Source organism: Pseudoduganella sp. GW821-FHT12E03, assembly GCF_058807115.1.
This window is the reverse complement of sequence record NZ_JBXAQJ010000008.1, coordinates 190,456-209,776: the sequence shown is the minus strand read 5'-3', so window position 1 is coordinate 209,776 and position 19,321 is coordinate 190,456. Positions and strand designations below refer to the sequence as shown.

16 protein-coding genes are annotated in these 19,321 nt (G+C 65.7%); 11 read left to right on the top strand and 5 right to left on the bottom strand.

The annotated features are described in order from the left end of the window. The first annotated feature begins 202 nt into the window (after positions 1–202). Positions 203–1,192 (top strand): PEP-CTERM sorting domain-containing protein, encoded by a 990-nt coding sequence (locus AC1RRC_RS21060; RefSeq protein ID WP_493057488.1) that lies wholly within the window; start codon positions 203–205, stop codon positions 1,190–1,192. A gap of 98 nt (positions 1,193–1,290) precedes the next feature. On the opposite strand, the gene AC1RRC_RS21055 is transcribed toward AC1RRC_RS21060, so the two are convergent. Continuing rightward, entirely contained in the window at positions 1,291–1,908 is a 618-nt protein-coding gene (locus AC1RRC_RS21055; protein ID WP_493057487.1) for a LysE/ArgO family amino acid transporter, read from the bottom strand. 113 nt (positions 1,909–2,021) lie between these two features. Between AC1RRC_RS21055 and AC1RRC_RS21050 the strand changes: the two genes are divergently transcribed. The 7 genes from AC1RRC_RS21050 (at position 2,022) to AC1RRC_RS21020 (ending at position 13,323) form a co-directional block, all read left to right on the top strand. Next, positions 2,022–2,930, top strand: coding sequence for a LysR family transcriptional regulator ArgP (locus AC1RRC_RS21050; protein WP_493057486.1), 909 nt, complete (start codon positions 2,022–2,024; stop codon positions 2,928–2,930). Between the two features lie 79 nt (positions 2,931–3,009). Continuing rightward, on the top strand, positions 3,010–6,924 hold the full coding sequence (locus AC1RRC_RS21045; protein WP_493057485.1) for an ATP-binding protein: 3,915 nt from the start codon (positions 3,010–3,012) through the stop codon (positions 6,922–6,924). A gap of 214 nt (positions 6,925–7,138) precedes the next feature. After that, complete coding sequence (locus AC1RRC_RS21040; protein WP_493057484.1) at positions 7,139–8,488, top strand: efflux RND transporter periplasmic adaptor subunit; 1,350 nt, start codon at positions 7,139–7,141, stop codon at positions 8,486–8,488. Then, positions 8,485–9,204, top strand: coding sequence for an ABC transporter ATP-binding protein (locus AC1RRC_RS21035; protein WP_493057483.1), 720 nt, complete (start codon positions 8,485–8,487; stop codon positions 9,202–9,204). Before AC1RRC_RS21040 ends, AC1RRC_RS21035 begins: the two co-directional genes overlap by 4 nt. A 4-nt stretch (positions 9,205–9,208) precedes the next feature. Continuing rightward, the gene (locus tag AC1RRC_RS21030) at positions 9,209–10,366 is read left to right on the top strand and encodes an ABC transporter permease (protein WP_493057482.1); all 1,158 of its coding nucleotides are present in this window, start codon (positions 9,209–9,211) and stop codon (positions 10,364–10,366) included. After that, a complete protein-coding gene (locus tag AC1RRC_RS21025; RefSeq protein WP_493057481.1) occupies positions 10,366–11,529 on the top strand; it encodes an ABC transporter permease in 1,164 nt (387 codons plus the stop codon). The genes AC1RRC_RS21030 and AC1RRC_RS21025 overlap by 1 nt, the downstream gene beginning before the upstream one ends. An 81-nt stretch (positions 11,530–11,610) precedes the next feature. Next, positions 11,611–13,323, top strand: coding sequence for a diguanylate cyclase (locus tag AC1RRC_RS21020; RefSeq protein ID WP_493057480.1), 1,713 nt, complete (start codon positions 11,611–11,613; stop codon positions 13,321–13,323). 124 nt (positions 13,324–13,447) lie between these two features. Here the strand turns inward: AC1RRC_RS21020 and maiA are convergent, their stop codons facing one another. Genes maiA through AC1RRC_RS21005 form a run of 3 tightly spaced genes read right to left on the bottom strand, consistent with a single transcriptional unit; the run spans position 13,448 to position 15,700 of the window. Continuing rightward, the gene (maiA, locus tag AC1RRC_RS21015; RefSeq protein WP_493057479.1) at positions 13,448–14,089 is read right to left on the bottom strand and encodes a maleylacetoacetate isomerase; all 642 of its coding nucleotides are present in this window, start codon (positions 14,087–14,089) and stop codon (positions 13,448–13,450) included. A 1-nt stretch (position 14,090) separates the two neighbouring features. Next, on the bottom strand, positions 14,091–15,113 hold the full coding sequence (locus AC1RRC_RS21010; protein WP_493057478.1) for a fumarylacetoacetate hydrolase family protein: 1,023 nt from the start codon (positions 15,111–15,113) through the stop codon (positions 14,091–14,093). An 11-nt stretch (positions 15,114–15,124) separates the two neighbouring features. Beyond that, entirely contained in the window at positions 15,125–15,700 is a 576-nt protein-coding gene (locus AC1RRC_RS21005; protein WP_493057477.1) for a VOC family protein, read from the bottom strand. 87 nt (positions 15,701–15,787) lie between these two features. Between AC1RRC_RS21005 and AC1RRC_RS21000 the strand changes: the two genes are divergently transcribed. The 3 genes from AC1RRC_RS21000 (at position 15,788) to AC1RRC_RS20990 (ending at position 18,056) form a co-directional block, all read left to right on the top strand. Then, positions 15,788–16,711, top strand: coding sequence for a LysR family transcriptional regulator (locus tag AC1RRC_RS21000; RefSeq protein ID WP_493057476.1), 924 nt, complete (start codon positions 15,788–15,790; stop codon positions 16,709–16,711). Positions 16,712–16,795: 84 nt separating this feature from the next. Next, entirely contained in the window at positions 16,796–17,407 is a 612-nt protein-coding gene (locus AC1RRC_RS20995) for an FMN-dependent NADH-azoreductase (RefSeq protein ID WP_493057475.1), read from the top strand. Between the two features lie 58 nt (positions 17,408–17,465). Further along, entirely contained in the window at positions 17,466–18,056 is a 591-nt protein-coding gene (locus tag AC1RRC_RS20990) for a gamma-glutamylcyclotransferase (protein ID WP_493057474.1), read from the top strand. Here AC1RRC_RS20990 and AC1RRC_RS20985 read toward each other — a convergent pair. After that, on the bottom strand, positions 18,053–19,192 hold the full coding sequence (locus AC1RRC_RS20985) for a PA0069 family radical SAM protein (RefSeq protein ID WP_493057473.1): 1,140 nt from the start codon (positions 19,190–19,192) through the stop codon (positions 18,053–18,055). The genes AC1RRC_RS20990 and AC1RRC_RS20985 overlap by 4 nt on opposite strands. Positions 19,193–19,321: the final 129 nt, after the last annotated feature.

Sequence of the window (19,321 nt, the reverse complement as noted above, 5' to 3'; positions counted from 1 at the left end):
CACGATTGTAACCGGCCGTCGCAATATTTACTTTCGATAACTGTCCACATGGAATGTGTCGGCATTCTTTACAGTGACCGCATGTCAATAAATTAAGGTCGACAATAAGTCATTGTTTCCGCGACTAGTTTAATTGAAGGTACATCTTATGCTTGAGCTAATGGTGATTCACCCATGACCATCTTTACCAGGGGACGTCGCCATGAAACTGCCAGCCATCGTTCGAAAGATCACCGCGCTGTGCCTGCTGCTGGTCTGCAGCGCCGCAAGCGCCACCGTGTTGACCTTACCCACGCCTAACACCTATCAAGGCCAGTTGTTCAACAACTTCAATGTGTATTCGCTGGACTTGCTGTCCAAATGCACATCCGATCCCCGCTGCCAGCCGCAGGCCGGCGTGCCGGTGGCCTCCTCCCCCGGCCAGATTGCCGACCAGGCCGTCGTGCTGACCACGGCGAACGGCATGAGCAACTTCACCTCGCCCTTTGCCGCTGGCAGCGCGGTCGATGACGTGTTCCTGTCGCCGACCGGCAACCAGTCGGCGACCTACCCGAATCTGCCGACCTTCGGCAATGACGCCGCCAACCAATTCACCGGCGATCAGGCTTTTACATGGGAAATCAACCTCGGATTGCTGCAGTCGTACCTGGGGATGCACGACCTGGTTTTCCTGTTCGACAATAACCAGGGCAGCGCCCGCGGCGGCGGCAACATCTCGATCTGGGCTCAAATGCGCATCATCGATGCCGCCGGCGCCACCGTGGCCGGCCAATGCTATGAAATCAGCCTGGCGGGCGCCAACGCCGGCTGCGTGGGCGGCGGCTACCTGCCGGTGCTGAGCAGCCTGTGCGTGGCCAGCGATGGCAGCTACAACACCATCGGCGCGACCAACCAGGCCGATTGCCCGGCCGGCAGCATCTTTGTCGACAATAACGTCGGCACCAGCACGGCGGAATATGCCGCTTATTCGCAATCGCTGAGCAACGCCGCGAAAAACGCCGCCAACGCCAATTACCTGCTGTCAATCGATGTGCGTTACATCGGCAATGAATCCGGCGCCGAGCAATTGTGGATTTGCAGCACGTGCGACGTCGGCGAAACCCGCGTCCCGGAACCGGGCTCCCTGCTGCTGCTGGCACTGGGGATCGGCGCCCTGCTGGCCGCCGAGGCGGTGAAATACCGCCGCGCCTGAACCGCGCCCGGGGCCAAGCCATAACCACGCCGCAGTGCCCGCCCGGGTCCGGCGGCTTTTTCAAGCCTACGTGTTTCCCTGAGTCGATTTTCTTTACACTACAGTTCCAACCGTACCAGCCCGGCCGCCAACACCAGCATGATGGCGCCGGTCAACGCTTCGATGGCTTTCCACACCAGCGGCTTGCGCAGCCAGGCCGATAACTTGCTGGCGCCATAGCCCAGCGCGGTGAACCACAGCAGCGACGCGGCGATCGCGCCCAGCGCAAAGCTGGGGCGCTCGGCTTGCGCATACTGCCCCCCCAGCGAACCCAGCAATACCAGGGTGTCGATATAAACATGCGGGTTCAGCAGGGAAAGCGCCAGTACCGTCACCAGCGCGCGCCGCCGGTCGCCCTGCGCCGCCCCGTCCGGTGCCTGCAGGGTATGGGTGCGCCACAGCGCGGCCCAGCTGCGCAAGCCATACCACGCCAGGAAGGCGGCCCCGCCCCAGCGCGCCGCGCCCAGCAGCAAGGGCGACGCCTGGATCAGCGCGCCCATGCCCGCCACACCGGCCACGATCAGCACGATATCGACGGCAATGCAGGCCGCCACCGTGACGCCGACATGGCGCCGTTCCACGCCCATGCGCAACACATGCGCATTTTGCGCACCGATCGCCATGATCAGGCTGGCGCCCATCCCCAACCCGTTGAAAAACACTGCCGGTACCAGCATTGCAACCTCCGTTAGCTTTTTGTTGACCGGGCCAGTTTGTCTTGCTTGCCCGACAAAATGAAGCTGCATTAATATTTATGAGGTAAGTTAAGAATGTCTAATGAAAGGTCCCTATGCTGCCCGATCCCCGCCAGGCCGACACCCTGCTGGCCATCCTCGACACCGGCAGCTTTGAACAGGCCGCCGCCCTGCTGCACATCACGGCGTCCGCAGTGTCGCAACGCATCGGCGCGCTGGAAGCGGCGCAGGGCGCGCCGCTGGTGATCCGCAGCCGGCCGTGCCGCGCCACCCGCGCCGGCCAGCGGCTGGCGCAATACCTGCGCCGCAGCAAGCTGCTGGAACAGGAATTCCTCGCGGAGTCGCAGGAAGGCGCCGCCAGCCCGCTGTCGGTGCCGCTGGCGGTCAACCACGACACCCTGGCCAACTGGCTGTTGCCGGAACTGGCGCCGTTCCTGCGCGAAGAAAACCTGATGCTCGATATCGCGCTGGACGACCAGGACCACACCTACACCCTGCTGGAACGCGGCCTGGCGCTGGCGGCGGTGTCGGCCGAGCCGCAACCGATGCGCGGCTGCGTGGTGGCGCCGCTGGGCGTGATGCGCTACAACATGCTGGCGTCGCCGGCATTTGCCCGGCGCTGGTTTCCCGACGGCCTGGCGCGCGGTCCCGCGCGGCACGCGCCGATGCTGGTGTTCGACCGCAAGGACATGCTGCAAGCGAACTTCATGCAGCGCGAATTCGGCGTGGTCCCTGGCAGCTATCCTTGCCATTACATCCCGTCCAGTCCGGCTTTTGTGCAAGCCATCGAACTGGGACTCGGTTACGGCATGGTGCCGGAACAACAGGTCGGCGACCGGCTGGAAAAACACCTGGTGATCGACATGGCGCCGGGCCGCCATAGCGACGTGGCCCTGTACTGGCACAGCTGGCGCGTGCAATCGCCCAAGCTGGAGCGGCTCAGCGCCGCCGTGCTGGCGGCGGGCCGGCATATCCTGCGGCCGCCCGCCGCCGCAGCGCCCTAGCCGCCGATAGCAGGTTCGTGCGTCACGTGCCGAGCCATCGTGTCAAGATGGCACAGATCGCCACCCGCAAAGCGCAACCATGTTGAACCAGTCCCTTCCCGCCTGCCTGCCGCCGGTCCGCGACGGCCGGCAACACCGCCTCAGCTTCCTGGCCGCGCCGGGCGAGATGGGCGGGCGCATTGCCGCCTATGACTGGACCGACACGCCGCTGGGCGCCTTGCACGCCTGGCCGCAAAGCTTGCGCACCGTGGTCAGCCTGATGCTCAATTCCAGCCACCCGATGTGGATCGGCTGGGGCCCCGAAGCCACGTTCCTGTACAACGACGCCTATATCGACGTGCTCAGCCACGCCAAGCATCCGCTGGCGCTGGGCCGCCCCGCGCAACAGGTGTGGGCGGAAATCTGGGACTATTGCGCGCCGCTGGTGGACAAGGTGTTCCGGCTGGGCGAGTCTTCGTACGAACACGTGCAACTGTTCATGAACCGGGGCAACTGGATCGAAGAAACCTGGTATTCGTTTTCCTACAGCCCGGTGGTGGATGAAACGGGCGGCGTGGGCGGCCTGTTCTGCCCCTCCACCAACACCACGTCGACCAGCCAGAACACGCGCCGGCTGGCGTCGCTGACAGCGCTGTCGGCCGAAGCGCTGCGCGTCGATTGCGTGGCGGGCGCCTGTGAAAAAGCCATGCGGGCCATTGCCGCCAACCCGCAAGACATCCCGTTTGCCTTGCTGTACACCTTTGACGAGGGCGTGGCGCACTTGCAGCAAGCGGCGCACGTTCCCGCCGATGACGATGCGCCCGGCATTGCCCCGCCCGCCGTGCCGCTGGCGGGCGCCCCGCCGCCCGGGGCCGCGCCGGCCAGCGCCAGTGGCGCCAGCGGCGCCGCGTGCCGCTGGCCGCTGCAGCGCCTGTGGCAAGACGGCGCGGCGGAACTGTTGCCGGTGGGTGACCTCGATGCGCTGCCGCTGGGCCTGGCCAACCAGCGCGTAACGCAGGCGCTGGCGCTGCCGCTGGTCATGCCCGGCCAGCCCCGGCCGGCCGGGGTGCTGATCATGGGCGTCAGCCCGGCTTGCCAGCTGGACGCCGAATACCGCACCTTCCTGGAACTGGTGGCGGGCCAGGTGGCGGCCGCCATGCAAAACGCCATGGCCGCCCAGGCCCAGCGCCAGCGCGCCGACATGCTGGCCGAACTGGACCGTGCCAAGACCACCTTCTTTTCCAACGTCAGCCATGAATTCCGCACACCGCTGACATTGATGCTGGGCCCGCTGGAAGATGCGCTGGCCGACACCGCCAGCCTGACGCCGCAACAGCAAGGCCGGCTGCAACTGGCGCACCGCAATGCCCTGCGCCTGCAGCGGCTGGTCAATACGCTGCTCGATTTTTCCCGGGTCCAGGCCGGCCGCATGCATGCCGCCTTCGCGCCGACCGACCTGGCCACATTGACCTGCGACCTGGCCAGCGGGTTCCGCTCCATCGTCGAAAACGCCGGGCTGGCGCTCGAGGTGCATTGCGCGCCGCTGGCGGCGCCGGTGTACGTCGATCCCGCGCTGTGGGAAAAAATCGTCCTGAACCTGATGTCGAACGCCTTCAAGTTCACCTTTGACGGCCGGATCAGCGTGGCGCTGGAACTCAGCGGCGGCCAGGCCGTGCTGCGGGTGGCCGACAGCGGCGTCGGCATCGCGCCTGACCAGTTGCCGCACCTGTTCGAGCGCTTCCGGCGCATCGAAGGCGCCCGGTCGCGCTCGCACGAAGGCAGCGGCATCGGGCTGGCGCTGGTGCGCGACCTGGTGGAACTGCATCACGGCGCCATCACGGTCGATAGCGCGCCGGGACGGGGCACCTGCTTTACGGTGACCGTGCCGGCCGGCCGCGCCCACTTGCGCGACGACCAGATCGGTCCGTCATCGGCGGTCCCTTCCGGCGCCGCGGTGCGCAGCTTTACCGCCGAGGCCGAGCGCTGCCTGCCGGACCACGGCTATCCGCCCCTGGCGCCGCCGCAGCCAATCGCCATGTCCCAGCACACCATGGCGCCGGCCGTGATGGCGGACGCCACCGCCGTCACCGCCATGGTACTGGCCAAGGCGGCCGCGCTGGCCGATGCCGACCATATCATCGTGGCGGACGACAATGCCGACATGCGCCTGTATCTGCACCGCCTGCTGTCCGAACGCTGGCGCGTGACCCTGGTCGCCAACGGCCGCGCGGCGCTGGACTGCGCGCGCGCCGATCCGCCCAGCCTGGTGATCTCGGACGTCATGATGCCGGACCTCGATGGTTTTGGTCTGATCAGCGCGCTGCGCGCCGACCGCCGCCTGCAAGACACGCCGGTGCTGCTGCTGTCGGCGCGCGCCGGCGAAGAGGCGCGTCTCGAAGGCATCCATGCCGGCGCCGACGATTACCTGGTCAAGCCTTTCTCGGCGCGCGAACTGCTGTCCCGCACCGAAGCGCAACTGGTCCGCAACCGCTTGCGCCAGGTGGAAAAAGCCCAGTCGCACCGCATGGCCAGCGTATTCCAGCAAGCGCCGATGGCGATCGCCATCCTGCGCGGCGCAGGCCTGGTGGTGGAATTGATGAACGACCGCTTCCTGGAGCTGGTCAATGGCCGCGACGCCACCGGCCAGCCGGTGCGGCTGGCGTTCCCGGAGTTGCAGGGCCAGGGCCTGCTCGAGGAACTGGAGCAGGCCTATGCCAGCGGCCATGCGCAAGTGGTCAATACGCGCCGGGTCTGGCTGGCGCGCGGGCCGCAGGGCGAGCTCGAAGAATGCCACTTTGATTATGTGCACCAGCCGGTGCGCAATGCGGCCGGACTGGTCGACCGGGTCGCCGTGGTGGCGTATGAAGTCACGGAACTGGTGCGCGCGCGGCGCGCGGCCGAAGTGGCGAACCGGGCCAAGGATGAATTCCTCGCCATGCTGGGCCACGAATTGCGCAATCCGCTGTCGCCGATCCTGGTGGCGCTGGAACTGATGAAACTCAAGGGCGCCGGCCACATCCTGCGCGAACACGCGGTGATCGAGCGGCAAGCCCGCCACCTGGTGCGGCTGGTCGATGATTTGCTGGACGTGGCCCGTATCGCGCAAGGCAAGGTGGTGCTGCGGCGCGAGCGGGTGGAACTGGCGCCGCTGGTGACGCAAGCGGTGGAAACCGTCAGTTCGCTGCTGGAAGAGCGCGGCCACCAGCTGACAGTGGACGTGCCGGCACAGGGCCTGGCGCTCGATGCGGACCCGGTGCGCTTTACACAAGTGCTGTCGAATTTGCTGACCAATGCCGCCAAGTACACCAACCGCAACGGCATCATCGCGCTGCGCGCCCGGCAAGAGGGAGACGATTGCATCGTGCGGGTGGCCGACAATGGCATCGGCATCGAACCCAACATGCTGCCCCGCCTGTTCGACCTCTTTGTGCAGGAACCACAGGCGCTGGACCGGGCCCATGGCGGGCTGGGACTGGGGCTGGCCATCGTGCGCAGCCTGGTGTCGCTGCATGGCGGCGTGGTATCGGCCTATAGTCCGGGCCCGGGCCAGGGCAGCGTGTTCGAGGTCAGAGTGCCACTGGCGGGCGGCGCCGCCGCCACCCTGCCGCCCACCGCCCTGCCCCGCACCGCCGCCCCGGCATTGCCCGCCGCACAGCGCCGCCGCATCATGCTGGTGGACGACAATACCGACATGCTCGAGGCGCTCAGCGAATTGCTGGTGCTGCAGGGCCACGAAGTGCATGCGCTGTCCGATCCCGCCAGTGCGCTGAAGGAGGCCGAACACTTGCGGCCCGACCTGGCCATCCTCGACATCGGCCTGCCCGGCATGGATGGCTATGAACTCGCCGCCGAATTGCGCCGCCGCCCGTTGCTGGCGGGGTTGCGGCTGGTGGCGCTGACCGGTTATGGACAGGCGGCCGACCAGCGCCGCTCGGCGGCGGCCGGGTTCAGCGCGCACCTGGTGAAACCGGTCAATGCCGAGCAACTGGCGGCGCTGATCGAGGCGCCGGTGTGAAGCTGGCCACACGCTCCATTACCACTGGAGCGCCGAACCACCATGTATGCGCACCGGCAGCGCGCACCGGCGCCGCACCGCACGCATGGCGGCAACCCTTCGGATTACCGCCCTACGGGAATAACGCAGCCGGCGTATGTGGCGCCGGCGGCCTTGCGGCTGGCGCCGATTTGCAGCACCATCGGTCAGACCAGCCCACCGCCCGGAGACCGGCATGTCCGAACCGCCGCAGCTTGCCAAACTCAAGATCGACCGCAGCGCCGCCGCTCCCCGCCGCGGTGGACGCCGCTGGCTGGCCATCAGCGCCGCCGTGCTTGCCGTGGCCGCCATCGGCGTGGCCATCAGCGCGCACACCGGCCGCCAGCCCGAGGTGGAGGCCGTCACGGTTTCCCTGGCCTGGCCATCGCAAAACCTGACCTTGCTGAACGCCACCGGCTATGTGGTGGCGCAGCGCAAGGCGGCCCTGTCTTCGAAAGCCACAGGACGGCTGGAATGGCTGGGCGTGCTGGAAGGGTCGAAAGTCAGCGCTGGCGAAGTGGTGGCGCGGCTGGAGAGCCGCGACCAGGAAGCGGCGCTGGCGCAGGCGCAGGCCGGCATCCAGGTGGCGCAAGCCAATCTCGAACAGGCCCGCGCCGAACTGGCCGATGCGCAGCAAGCGAACCGGCGCGCCACGGAATTGCTGGCGCAGCGCTTTATTGCCGCCGCCACCGCCGATGCCGCCCAGGCGCGCCACAACAAGGCCGGCGCCGCCGTCGCCGCACAGAAAGCCGCCATCACGATGGCGCAGGCCGGCGCAAGGGCGGCACAGGTGGCGCTGGAACAAACCCGCATCCGCGCCCCGTTCGACGGCATCGTCCTGACCCGGAACGCCAATGTGGGCGACAACATTACCCCGTTTTCCTCCGCCGCCGACAGCAAAGGGGCGGTGATCACCATCGCCGACATGGCGACACTGGAAGTCGAAGCCGATGTGTCGGAATCGTCGCTGTCGAAAATCCGCACCGGGCAGCCGGCGGAAATCCAGCTCGACGCCTTCCCCGACCTGCGCCTTGCGGGCGCCGTCGCACGCATGGTGCCGACCGTTGACCGCAGCAAGGCGACCTTGCTGGTCAAGGTGCGGTTTGACGAACGCATCGGCGACCGCGTCGGCGACCGCGTTGATCCGCCGCATGCGCGCGTGCTGCCCGACATGAGCGCCAAGGTCGCGTTCCTGTCGCAGCCGGTGCCGCCGGCCGACCGTGCCGCCGTGATGGCGGTCCAGCCGGGCGCCCTGGCCACGCGTGACGGCAAAACCGTGCTGTTTATCATTGCCGATGGCAAGGTGCGGCAAGTGCCGGTGACGGCGGGCCGCAAGGTGGGGGAACTGGTGCAGGTGACGCCAGTGGAACCATCGCCAGTGACGCCATCGGCGGCATCGGCGGCGCACGGACCGCATGGAACACCTGCGCCGCAGGGACCGCCGGCGGCGGCCGGCGCCGGCATCAAGCCCGGCGACCGGGCCGTGCTGAAGCCCGCGCCGGACTTGCGCGATGGGCAGCCAGTGCGGCTGGCCGGCAAGCCATGAGTGCCGTCCACCCTGCCGAAGCGCCGCTGGTGCGCATCGAACAGCTGGTGAAATCGTACCGGCGCGGCGGCCAGGTGGTGCCGGTACTGGCCGGCATCACGCTCGATATCGCGGCCGGCGCCTTCACCGCGCTGATGGGCCCCTCCGGCTCCGGCAAAAGCACCCTGCTCAATTTGATCGCCGGGATCGACAAGCCGGATTCCGGCCTGCTGCAAGTCAATGGCATGGAGATCGCCGCCATGCCGGAATCCGCGCTGGCGCACTGGCGCGCCGCCAATGTCGGCTTCATCTTCCAGTTCTATAACCTGATGCCGGTGCTGAATGCGTATGAAAACGTGGAATTGCCGCTGCTGCTGACCGGCCTGTCGCGGCGCGAACGGCGCGAGCGGGTGGAAATGACCTTGGACATGGTGGGCCTGGCCGACCGCATGGACCATACGCCCAGTGAATTGTCGGGCGGCCAGCAACAGCGCGTGGCGATCGCGCGCGCCATCGTCACCGATCCGGTGCTGATCGTGGCCGACGAGCCGACCGGGGACCTGGACCGCCAGTCCGCCGCCGGTGTGCTGGCGCTGCTGCGCCAGTTGAACGAAGAACTGGGCAAGACCATCATCATGGTCACGCACGATGCCCATGCGGCGGCCCAGGCGCGCACCGTGGTGCACCTGGAAAAAGGGGAATTGATCGCCGCAACCGCAACACCCGCGCCGGGCTGACGCCATGTATCTGCTGCGCCTGATCCGCCGCAACGCCCTGCGCCACCGGCTGCGCACCGCACTGACCGTGCTGGGGCTGGTGGTGGCCACGCTGTCCTTTGGTCTGCTGCAAACCGTGATTGGCGCATGGTATGCCGGGGCGGAAGGCGCCTCCAGCACCACGCTGGTGACGCGCAATGCGACTTCGCTGGTCTTTCCCTTGCCGCTGGCGTACCAGGCCCGGATCCGGGGTATCGACGGGGTGACCGGCGTCGGGTACGCCAACTGGTTTGGCGGCGTCTATAAGGATCCGAAAAACTTCTTTGCGCAATTTGCGGTCTCTGGCCAGAGCTACCTCGACATTTACCCGGACTACCTGCTGCCGGACAGCGAACGGATTGCCTTCCTGCGCGACCGCAAGGGCGCCATCGTCGGACGCAAGCTGGCCAACCAGTATGGATTCAAGGTGGGCGATACGGTGCCGGTCCGGGGCACGATTTATCCCGGCCAGTGGAGCTTTACGATTCGGGGCATTTACGATGGCCGCCAACCTTCGACCAATACCGCCACCATGTTTTTCCACTGGGATTACGTCAACGAGGGGCTGAAGAAAGTGTATCCGCGCCGCGCCAACCAGGTCGGGGTGTACGTGGTGCGGATCGCCCGAGCCGAAGACGCGGCCGGCGTGTCGCAGGCCATCGATGCGCAATTTGCCAACTCGCTGGCGGAAACCCTGACGGAAACCGAAAAAGCATTCCAGCTGGGCTTCGTCGCCATGTCGGAAGCCATCGTGGCCGCCATCCGGGTGGTGTCGTTCGTCGTCATTGTCATCATCATGGCCGTGATGGCCAATACCATGGCCATGAGCGCGCGTGAACGGCTGGCCGAATATGCGACCCTGAAAGTGCTGGGCTTCGGTCCCGGCTACCTGGCCGCGCTGATCGCCGGCGAAGCGCTGTTGCTGGCGCTGGTGGGCGCGGCGGGCGGCATCGCGCTGCTGTTTCCGGCTGTGGACGTGATTGCGGCCAATCTCGGCACCATGTTCCCGGTCTTCCATGTGGCGCCCGCCACCCTGGCCATGCAGGTTGGCGCGGCGCTGCTGGTGGGCCTGGTGTCCGGCGCGGTGCCGGCGATCCGGGCCGCGCGCATGCGCATCCTCGACGGTTTGCGGAGCATCGGCTGATGCGCATCCCCCTGCCCTACATCGCCCGCAATTTATGGGCGCGCCGCCTGACCACGGCGCTGACGGCGGGCGGGCTGGCGCTGGTGGTGCTCGTGTTCGCCACGGTGCTGATGCTCGATGAAGGCTTGCGCACCACGCTGGTCACCACCGGCGAGTACGACAACGTCATCATCACGCGCCGCTCGGCGGAAACCGAAGTGCAAAGCGGGATCGACCGCAACATGGCCAATATCGCGGCCAGTCACCCCGCCATTGCACGCGATGCGCACGGCATGCCGCTGCTGTCGAAAGAAACCGTGGTGCTGATTTCGCTGCCGCGCAAGGGCAGCGGCAAGGCGTCCAATGTCGTGATCCGGGGCGCCAGTCCGCAGGGATTCGTTTTGCGGCCGCAAGTGCGCGTGACCGAAGGACGGCTGTTCCGGCCCGGCGCTTCGGAAGTCATCGTCGGCGGCGGCATTGCGCGCCGCTTTGCCGGCGTGGCGGTCGGCGACCGGCTGCGCTTTGGCCAGCGCGAATGGACCGTGGTAGGCCTGTTCGACGCCGGCAACAGCGGCTTCGATTCGGAAATCTGGGGCGACGCGGACCAGCTGGTGCAAGCGTTCCGGCGCCTGGCGTGGTCGTCGATGGTGCTGCGCCTGTCCGACACCCATCACTTCGAACAGTTGAAGCGGGAGCTGGAAAACGATCCGCGCCTGACCCTGGAAGCGCGGCGCGAACAAACGTTTTATGCCGACCAGTCGCGCACGCTGTCGAATTTCATCCGTATCCTGGGCCTGGCCCTGTCCGTGATTTTTTCCATCGGCGCCATGATCGGCGCCACCATCACCATGTATGCGTCGGTGGCCAGCCGCACGGCGGAAATCGGCACCTTGCGCGCGCTGGGCTACCAGCGCCGCCATATCCTGGCGGCCTTCCTGGTGGAAGCCATGCTGCTGGCGCTGGCGGGCGGCGTGGCGGGACTGGCGTGCGCCTCGCTGATGCAGATGCTGTCGTTTTCCACCACCAATTTCCAGTCGTTTGCCGAACTGGCGTTCGGCTTCCGCCTGACGCCGCTGATCGCCGTGAAAACCCTGCTGTTTGCGCTGGCGATGGGGGTGATCGGCGGCTTCCTGCCGGCGGTGCGGGCGGCACGCATGAACATCATCGACGCGCTGCGCCGTTGACGCACCGCGCCATCGCGACGCTGCGCGCCGCGGGGCGGCAGTCCATGCTACACTTTCCGCCCTGCCCAAGCTTCCGACCCCATGCAACTGACCTTGCCCCGCCCTGCCACGCTGCGTTCCACGCGCACGCTGTCGCGCGCGGTCGCTGTTGCCTGCATGGCCTGGTTCATCTCCATCCACTGCGCGCTGGCGGCCAGCGACGAGCGCAAGGTGCTGGTGCTGTATTCGCTCGGTGCGGAAAACATCTCGGCCTGGCAAGCCATGGTGCACAAGGGCTTGTACGATGAACTGGGCAAGAAAGCCTGGGGTGATGTGCCGATGATCTTCGAAGAGCGCTTCGACGCGGCGCGGGTCGGCCGGCAAGCTTCGCTGGACAGCATGGCGCCGTACCTGCGCACCAAGTATGCGCAAGTCAAATTTGACGCGGTGGTGACGGAAAACCACCTGGCCGCCACCTTCCTCAACAGCCACCCCGAACTGTTCCCCGGCGTGCCGCGCTATTACGTCAACCATGGCCGCAAGGGCTGGCGCCCGCGCGACGGCGAAGCGCTGGAAGTGTCGCACGACTATGGCCGCATGCTGGGCGTGATCACGCGCGTGGCGCCCTCGACTAAACGGGTCATCGTGGTCGGCGACAAGACGCCGCGCGTGCAGGAATGGATCGCCGGCGCCCGCGAAGCGGCGCGTTCCTATGGCGAGCGGCTGCAAATGGAATACTGGGACAACCAGAGTTTCGATGAACTGTACCGCCGCGCCTCCCTGCTGAAGGGCGGCACAGCGATCCTGATGTTCGCGACGTACACCGACAGCACGGGCGGCGCCGCGCTGCCGTCCGACGTCGCGCGCAAGCTGGCCGGCGTGACGCAAGTGCCGATCTTTACCCACGTGGAATCGCTGATCGTGCCGGGCATCGCCGGCGGCTACGTGCTGAGCGGCGAAGCCATCGGCCACGCCGTGGCCCAGGTAATTCAAGGCCAGCCGGCCGACATGAGCAACGTGCAGCGCTATGTGTTCGACTACCAGACCGCCGAGCGCTATGGGCTGATGCACCTGCCGCAGGGCGCCGTGGTGCTGAACCGGCCGCACGGGGTGTGGGAGCTGTACCGCTGGCAAATCCTGCTGGGCGTGGGGCTGGTCGTGGTGCAGGGCGTGCTGATCACGGCGCTGGTGCTGGCGCTGCGCGCGCGCCGGCGCGCCATGACGGCGCTGGGTGATGAACGCAACAACCTGGAAGACCGGGTGCTGCAACGCACGCTGGAACTGTTGATGGCCAATACCAGGCTGGACCAGTTGGCCACCACCGACCCGCTGACCAATATCGCCAACCGCCGCAGGATGACGGAGCAGATCGGCAAGGAACTGGAACGGGTGCGCCGCCTGCGCCACCCGCTGGCGCTGATGATGGTCGATATCGATTACTTCAAGCGCATCAACGACACCTACGGCCATGAAGCGGGCGACCGCGCCATCGTGGCCGTGGCCACCATGCTGACGGGCAGCCTGCGCGCGATTGACACCGTGGCGCGCTTTGGCGGCGAGGAATTCGTGCTGCTGATGCCCGAGACCGACCTCGATACCGCCGCCGTGGCGGCGGAACGCTTGCGCGAAGCGGCGTCGCAACTGGTGGTGGAAGTCGACGGCGGCTTGACCATCGCGCTGACCATCAGCATCGGCGTGGCGGCGGCGCGTCCGCAGCATGCGCCGGACACCGCGTCGTCACTGCTGGTGCGGGCCGACAAGGCCTTGTACCAGGCCAAGGAAGCGGGACGGGACCGGGTGGTATTGGAAGCGTGACGCCCCGTGCCCGCACGCCCGGTGTGGCTGCGACTGCGTAGGGCGGTTTCCGCGCGGCGGAAGCCGCCATGCGTGCAGCCCGGCGGCGCAAGCAGGCGGGTTTGTAAAACCCGCCCTACGCATTTTACTCCGCGTCCGCCTGCTGCGACGGGTGGGCCGCCTGGAATGCGGCCAACTCGGCGCAATTGGCAGCGATCCGCGCAATCTCGGGATACGGCGACAAGTCCACACCGAAGCGCTGCGCATTGAACACTTGCGGCAACAGGCAGCAATCGGCCAGCGATGGCGTATCGCCATGGCAGTAGCGGCCCGCCTTGCCATCGGCCAGCAGCGCTTCAAACGCCGCCAGCCCCAGCTTCATCCACTGGTGCATCCATTCCGTCTTGGCTTCTTCCGAAATCGCCAGGGTACCGGTCAGGTACTTCAGCACGCGCAGGTTCGACAACGGGTGGGTATCGCACGCGATGGTTTGCGCCAGCGCCCGCACCCGGGCGCGGCCCGCCGCATCGGCCGGCAGCAGCGGCGCTTGCGGATGCACTTCGTCCAGGTACTCGATGATGGCCATCGATTGCGTGATGGTGGTGTCGCCATCCTGCAAGGCCGGCACCAGGGCGGCAGGGTTGACGCCACGGTACGGCTGGCCCAGCTGCTCGCCGCCGTTTTTCAGCAGGTGCACGGGAACCGCCTCATACGGCAGTCCCTTCAGGCCCAGCGCAATGCGGACGCGGTAGGCGGCCGAACTGCGAAAGTACGTATACAGTTTCATGTCAGCCCCGCTCGCGGTAATGCGCCACGGTCTGGTCGATCGCGCCGAAGATGGAGGCGCCGGCCGCGTCGTTCATTTCAATCCGCACCGTATCGCCGAACTTCAGGAAGCCGGTTTGCGGCTTGCCGCTTTCAATGGTTTCATACATGCGCACTTCGGCCAGGCAGCAGTAGCCCACACCGCCATTGGCGATCGACGAACCGTGCAGGCTGCCCTGCTTGTTCGACACGGTGCCGGAACCAATGATGGTGCCCGCGCCCAGTTCGCGCGTTTGCGCCGCATGCGCCACCAGCTGGGCAAAGCTGAATGTCATGTCTTCGCCGGCATTGGGCTGGCCGAACGGCTGGCCATTCAATTGCACCAGCAATGGCAGGTGCAGCTTGTTGCCGGCCCAGGCCGCGCCCAGTTCGTCGGGCGTGACCGCGACCGGCGAAAACGCGCTGGCCGGCTTGGAATTGAAGAAGCCGAAGCCCTTGGCCAGTTCATTCGGGATCAGGTTGCGCAGCGAGACGTCGTTGACCAGCATGACCAGGCGGATCGCGGCGGCCGCTTCGTCCGGGGTCGCGCCCATTTTCACGTCGCCGGTCACCACCGCCACTTCGGCTTCCAGGTCGATGCCCCAGTCTTCGGTCAGCGCGTAAATCTGGTCGCGCGGGCCGACGAAACTGTCGGAACCGCCCTGGTACATCAGCGGGTCGGTGTAGAACGAGGCCGGCACTTCCGCGTTGCGGGCGCGGCGCACCAGTTCCACGTGATTGATGTAGGCCGAACCGTCGGCCCACTGGTAGGCGCGCGGCAGCGGCGAATGCGCGGCGGCCTGGTCGAACGGCTGCGCATCCGCTGCCGTGCCGGCGTTCAGTTGCTCATACAGCGCGGCCAGTTGCGGCGCCACGGCATCCCAGTTGTCCAGCGCGGCCTGCAGGGTCGGGGCAATGGCGGCGGCGGACACGTAGCGCGACAGGTCGCGGCTGACGATGACGAGGGCGCCGTCGCGGCGGCCGTTTTTCAGGGTGGCGAGTTTCATTGTGCGTTTCCTTATGCGTGATCTGTGGCGGAGCCTTGTACGGCGCCTGATTCGGCGCCTTCGGCGGGGGCATGCATCCAGGCCGCGTGCTTGGGGGCGCGCTTGGTTTGGGCCCACTCGTTGAGCATGTCCCATTTGACGTCGTCGAGCTTTTGCAGCATTTCCGGCGTGCCCGTGTTGGCCGCCAGTTCCAGGCGGTGGCCGTTCGGATCGAAGAAGTAAATCGACTTGAAGATGGTGTGGTTGACGGGACCGAGCACGTCGATGCCGCCCGCCACCAGGCGTTCTTTCGCGGCCAGCAATTCGTCCATGCTGCCCACTTCCAGCGCCAGGTGCTGGACCCAGGCCGGGGTATTGGTGTCGCGGCCCATGTCCGGCTGCGTCGGCAATTCAAAGAAGGCCAGGATATTGCCCTGCCCGGCGTCCAGGAACACGTGCATGTACGGATCCGGCGCCTTGGTCGACGGCACTTCATCTTCGGCAATGGCCAGCACAAAGTTCATGTTCAGGTGCTTGACGTACCACTCGACGGTTTCCTTGGCATCCTTGCAGCGGTATGCCACGTGGTGGATTTGCTTGATTTTCATGGTGGGGCTCCTTGGTATGCAGCCATTAAACCGTGGTTTCAGATATCATACAAACAGTATTTTTTAATCGATTTATCGGATTTTCTAATGAATCCCACCTTACGCCAAATGCGCGCGCTGGTCGCCGTCGCCCGCACCGGCAGTTTTACCCTGGCCGCCGAACAATTGCATGTGACCCAGTCCGCGCTCAGCGGCCAAATCAAGGAACTCGAGCAGGTACTGGGCGTCAAGGTGGTCGAGCGCAATACCCGGCGCGCCCAGCTGTCCGAAGTCGGGCGAGAACTGTACCCGCTGTTCGACCAGATGCTGCAAGACCTCGATGGCGCCATGGCCGACATCGCCAGCCGCAAGGCCCTCAAGAAGGGGCTGGTGCGGGTGGCGGCGCCGCAAATGATGGCGTGCACTCTGCTGCCGGAAGCCATCGCCGCCTACCGCGCCACGCATCCGGAAGTGCAGGTCAAGCTGGTCGATTGCCCGGTCGAAAATGTGTCGGGCCGGGTGTTTTCCGGCGAAGTCGATTTTGGCATCGGCCCGGAGCGCGACCCGGCGGCGGAAATCGCGGCCCAGTTGCTGTTCGATATGCCGTTCGTGCTGGTCTTTCCCTCTGCCCACCCGCTACAAGCCCAGGACAAGGTCACCTGGGCCGACGTCGAACGCTACCCGCTGATTGCGCTGCAAGGCCAGTTCACGGAGCGCCTGCTGCGCGACGTGCCGCTGCATCCCTACAATGAAGTGACATTCATGACCACCGCGCTGGCCATGGTCAACGCCGGCCTCGGCGTGGCCGCCTGCATTCCGTATGCCGCGCCGATGGCGAAACTGTATGGCTTGCAGATGCGCCTGCTGGAAGAACCCGAACTGACGCGGCGCTTTTTTGTGTACACCAAGAGCACGCGTTCGCTGTCCCCGGCCGCCGCAAGTTTTGTGGCTTTTTTGTTGCAATTCATGGTGGATCACGAGTGGAACCGGGCCCGCCCTGCTATGCTGGAACCGTTATCATTGTCCCAATAATGGAATTCTGCTTTCCATTTTTAGGCTTTTTTCAAGTGTCGCGAACAGTGTAATCTGCCCGATCAACCTTGCAAACTGGTAGCTATGAATATCCTGCACATTGATTCGGCCTGCCTCGGCGACAATTCCGCGTCGCGCCTGTTGAGCGCGGGAATAGTCGATGCGCTGCGGGTACGGCACTGGGATGCGAATGTCGCGTACCGCGACCTCGGCGCCAGCCATTTGCCGCATGTGACGGGCCCGTTGCTGCAAGTACTGCGGGGCCAGTGGAACAGCGCCATTCCCCTCAATGAAGCATTGCAGGGCGACGTGATGCTGACGGAACTGTTGCTGGCGGAATTCATGGTGGCCGACATCATCGTGCTGGGCGCCCCCGTGCTGACCCTGTCGATACCATCCACGCTCAAAGCCTGGCTGGACCGTATCGTGTTGGAAGGCCGGACGTATACCGTGGCGCCCAACGGCCGCACCACCGGCCTGGCGGCGGCCAAGCGGGCGATCGTCGCGTCCACCCGGGGCGGGCCGACCCTGGCCGGCATGAGTGACTACCATACCGGTTACCTGAAGGCCGTGTTTGCCATGGTCGGCATCACCGACGTGCGCGTGCTGGAAGCGGACGGCCTGGCGCAGGGCTCGGCCGCGCGCGAACAGGCCATCGAGGCGGCGTTGCAGCAGGCCGCGCTGCTGGCGGCGTGACCCCACCCGGGCCGGCAACCCCGTTACAATAGGGTTTTGTGCCGTTCCTGTTGCCCCCATGTCTTCCAATACCATCGCCCTCAACCAGCAAATGGACCATTTTGATGGCCACCACAGTGTCTGGGTGTTCGGTTACGGTTCCCTGATCTACAAAGCCGATTTTCCCTTCATGCAGCGGCGCGCCGCCAGCATCATGGGCTGGTCGCGCCGCTTTTGGCAAGGGTCGCATGACCACCGTGGTACGCCCACGGCGCCCGGCCGGGTGGTGACCCTGATTCCCGACGCCGGCGCCGTGTGCCACGGCATGGCGTACCTGGTGTCGCCGGACGTTTTTTCCCACCTCGATTACCGTGAAAAAAACGGTTACCTGCGCCGCGTGACCGACATCACGTTCGAAGACGGTTCCGGCGACATGGCTGAAGGCGTGGTGTATATCGCCCGCGAAGATAACGGTTCCTTTCTCGGCCCGGCCAGCGAAGAAGCCATCGCACGGCAAATTGCCGCTTCCATCGGTCCCAGTGGCCCCAACAGCGATTACCTGACCCAGCTGGCGGTCGCGCTGCGCGAACTGGGGCGCGACGATGCGCACGTGTTCGCGATCGAACAGTATTTGCTGGAGTTGATGGCCAGCCGCGGCGCGCCCGATTAAAACAAGTCCAGCTGGCCGCCGCCCCGCTTCATCACCGCCGGCACCGACAGCGGCCGTCGGAACCGCCCGGCATCGAGCTGCCTGAACCGGATCATGCGTTTTTCCAGTCCCAGCTTGCGCACGGTTTTCTCCACCCGCTGTTTTATGAGATCCGCCCACACGCCCTCGCCGCGCATGCGGGTGCCGAATTCCGCCTGGTACTCCTTGCCGCCCCGCAAATCGCGGATGCGGTTCATCACGCGCTGCGCCCGGTCGGGGAAATGCGCTTCCAGCCATTGCTGGAACAGCGGACTCACTTCCCACGGCAAGCGCAGCACGATGTAATTCACATGCAACGCCCCCGCCTCACACGCCGCTTCGATGACGCGCTCGATATCGGGTTCGGTCACGAATGGAATGATCGGTGCGATGCTGACGCCGACGGGAATGCCCGCGTCGGTCAAGGTGCGGATCGTGCGCAGGCGCCGCGCGGGCGCCGCCGCTCGCGGCTCCAGGGTGCGCGCAATGTCGCTGTCGAGGGTAGTGATGGTGATGGCGGCCGACACCAGCCGTTTCGAAGCCATGTCCGACAGCAAATCGATATCGCGCTCGATCAGCGATGACTTGGTGATCAACCCCACCGGGTGCTCGCATTCATGCAGCACTTCCAGCACGCCACGCGTGATCTTCAGGCTGCGCTCGCACGGCTGGTAGGCATCGGTATTGACACCGAGCGCGATGGCTTCCGGCACATACGAGGGCTTGGCCAATTCCTGGCGCAGCAAGTCGGCCGCGTTGACCTTGGCCACGATGCGGGTTTCAAAATCGAGCCCCGGCGACAAGCCGAGGTAACTGTGCGAGGGCCGGGCAAAGCAGTAAATGCAGCCGTGTTCGCAACCCCGGTACGGGTTCAGCGACACATTGAACGGAATGTCCGGCGAACTGTTGCGGGTCAGGATGGATTTCGCTGTTTCGTCCGTGATGTGGGTCCTGAACATGCGCGGTTCGTCGTCGTCGCCGTGATCCCAGCCATCGTCGAACTGTTCGCGTCCATGCACCTCATGACGCCCCTGCACATTACTGACCGCGCCCCGCCCCTTCTGCGCCTGCAGGGGGCGGAGCGGATAAGCCGGCGCCACATTTTCCCATTCGTCCACGACAACCTCGAAATACTGTATATATAACCAGTATTCTATGCCGCGTTCCACGCGGAAGCAAGCGCCATGAAAGGTGAATTTTCGATAGATTCTCACATTGGAACGGAGCGCATAATGCCTTGGCTATAT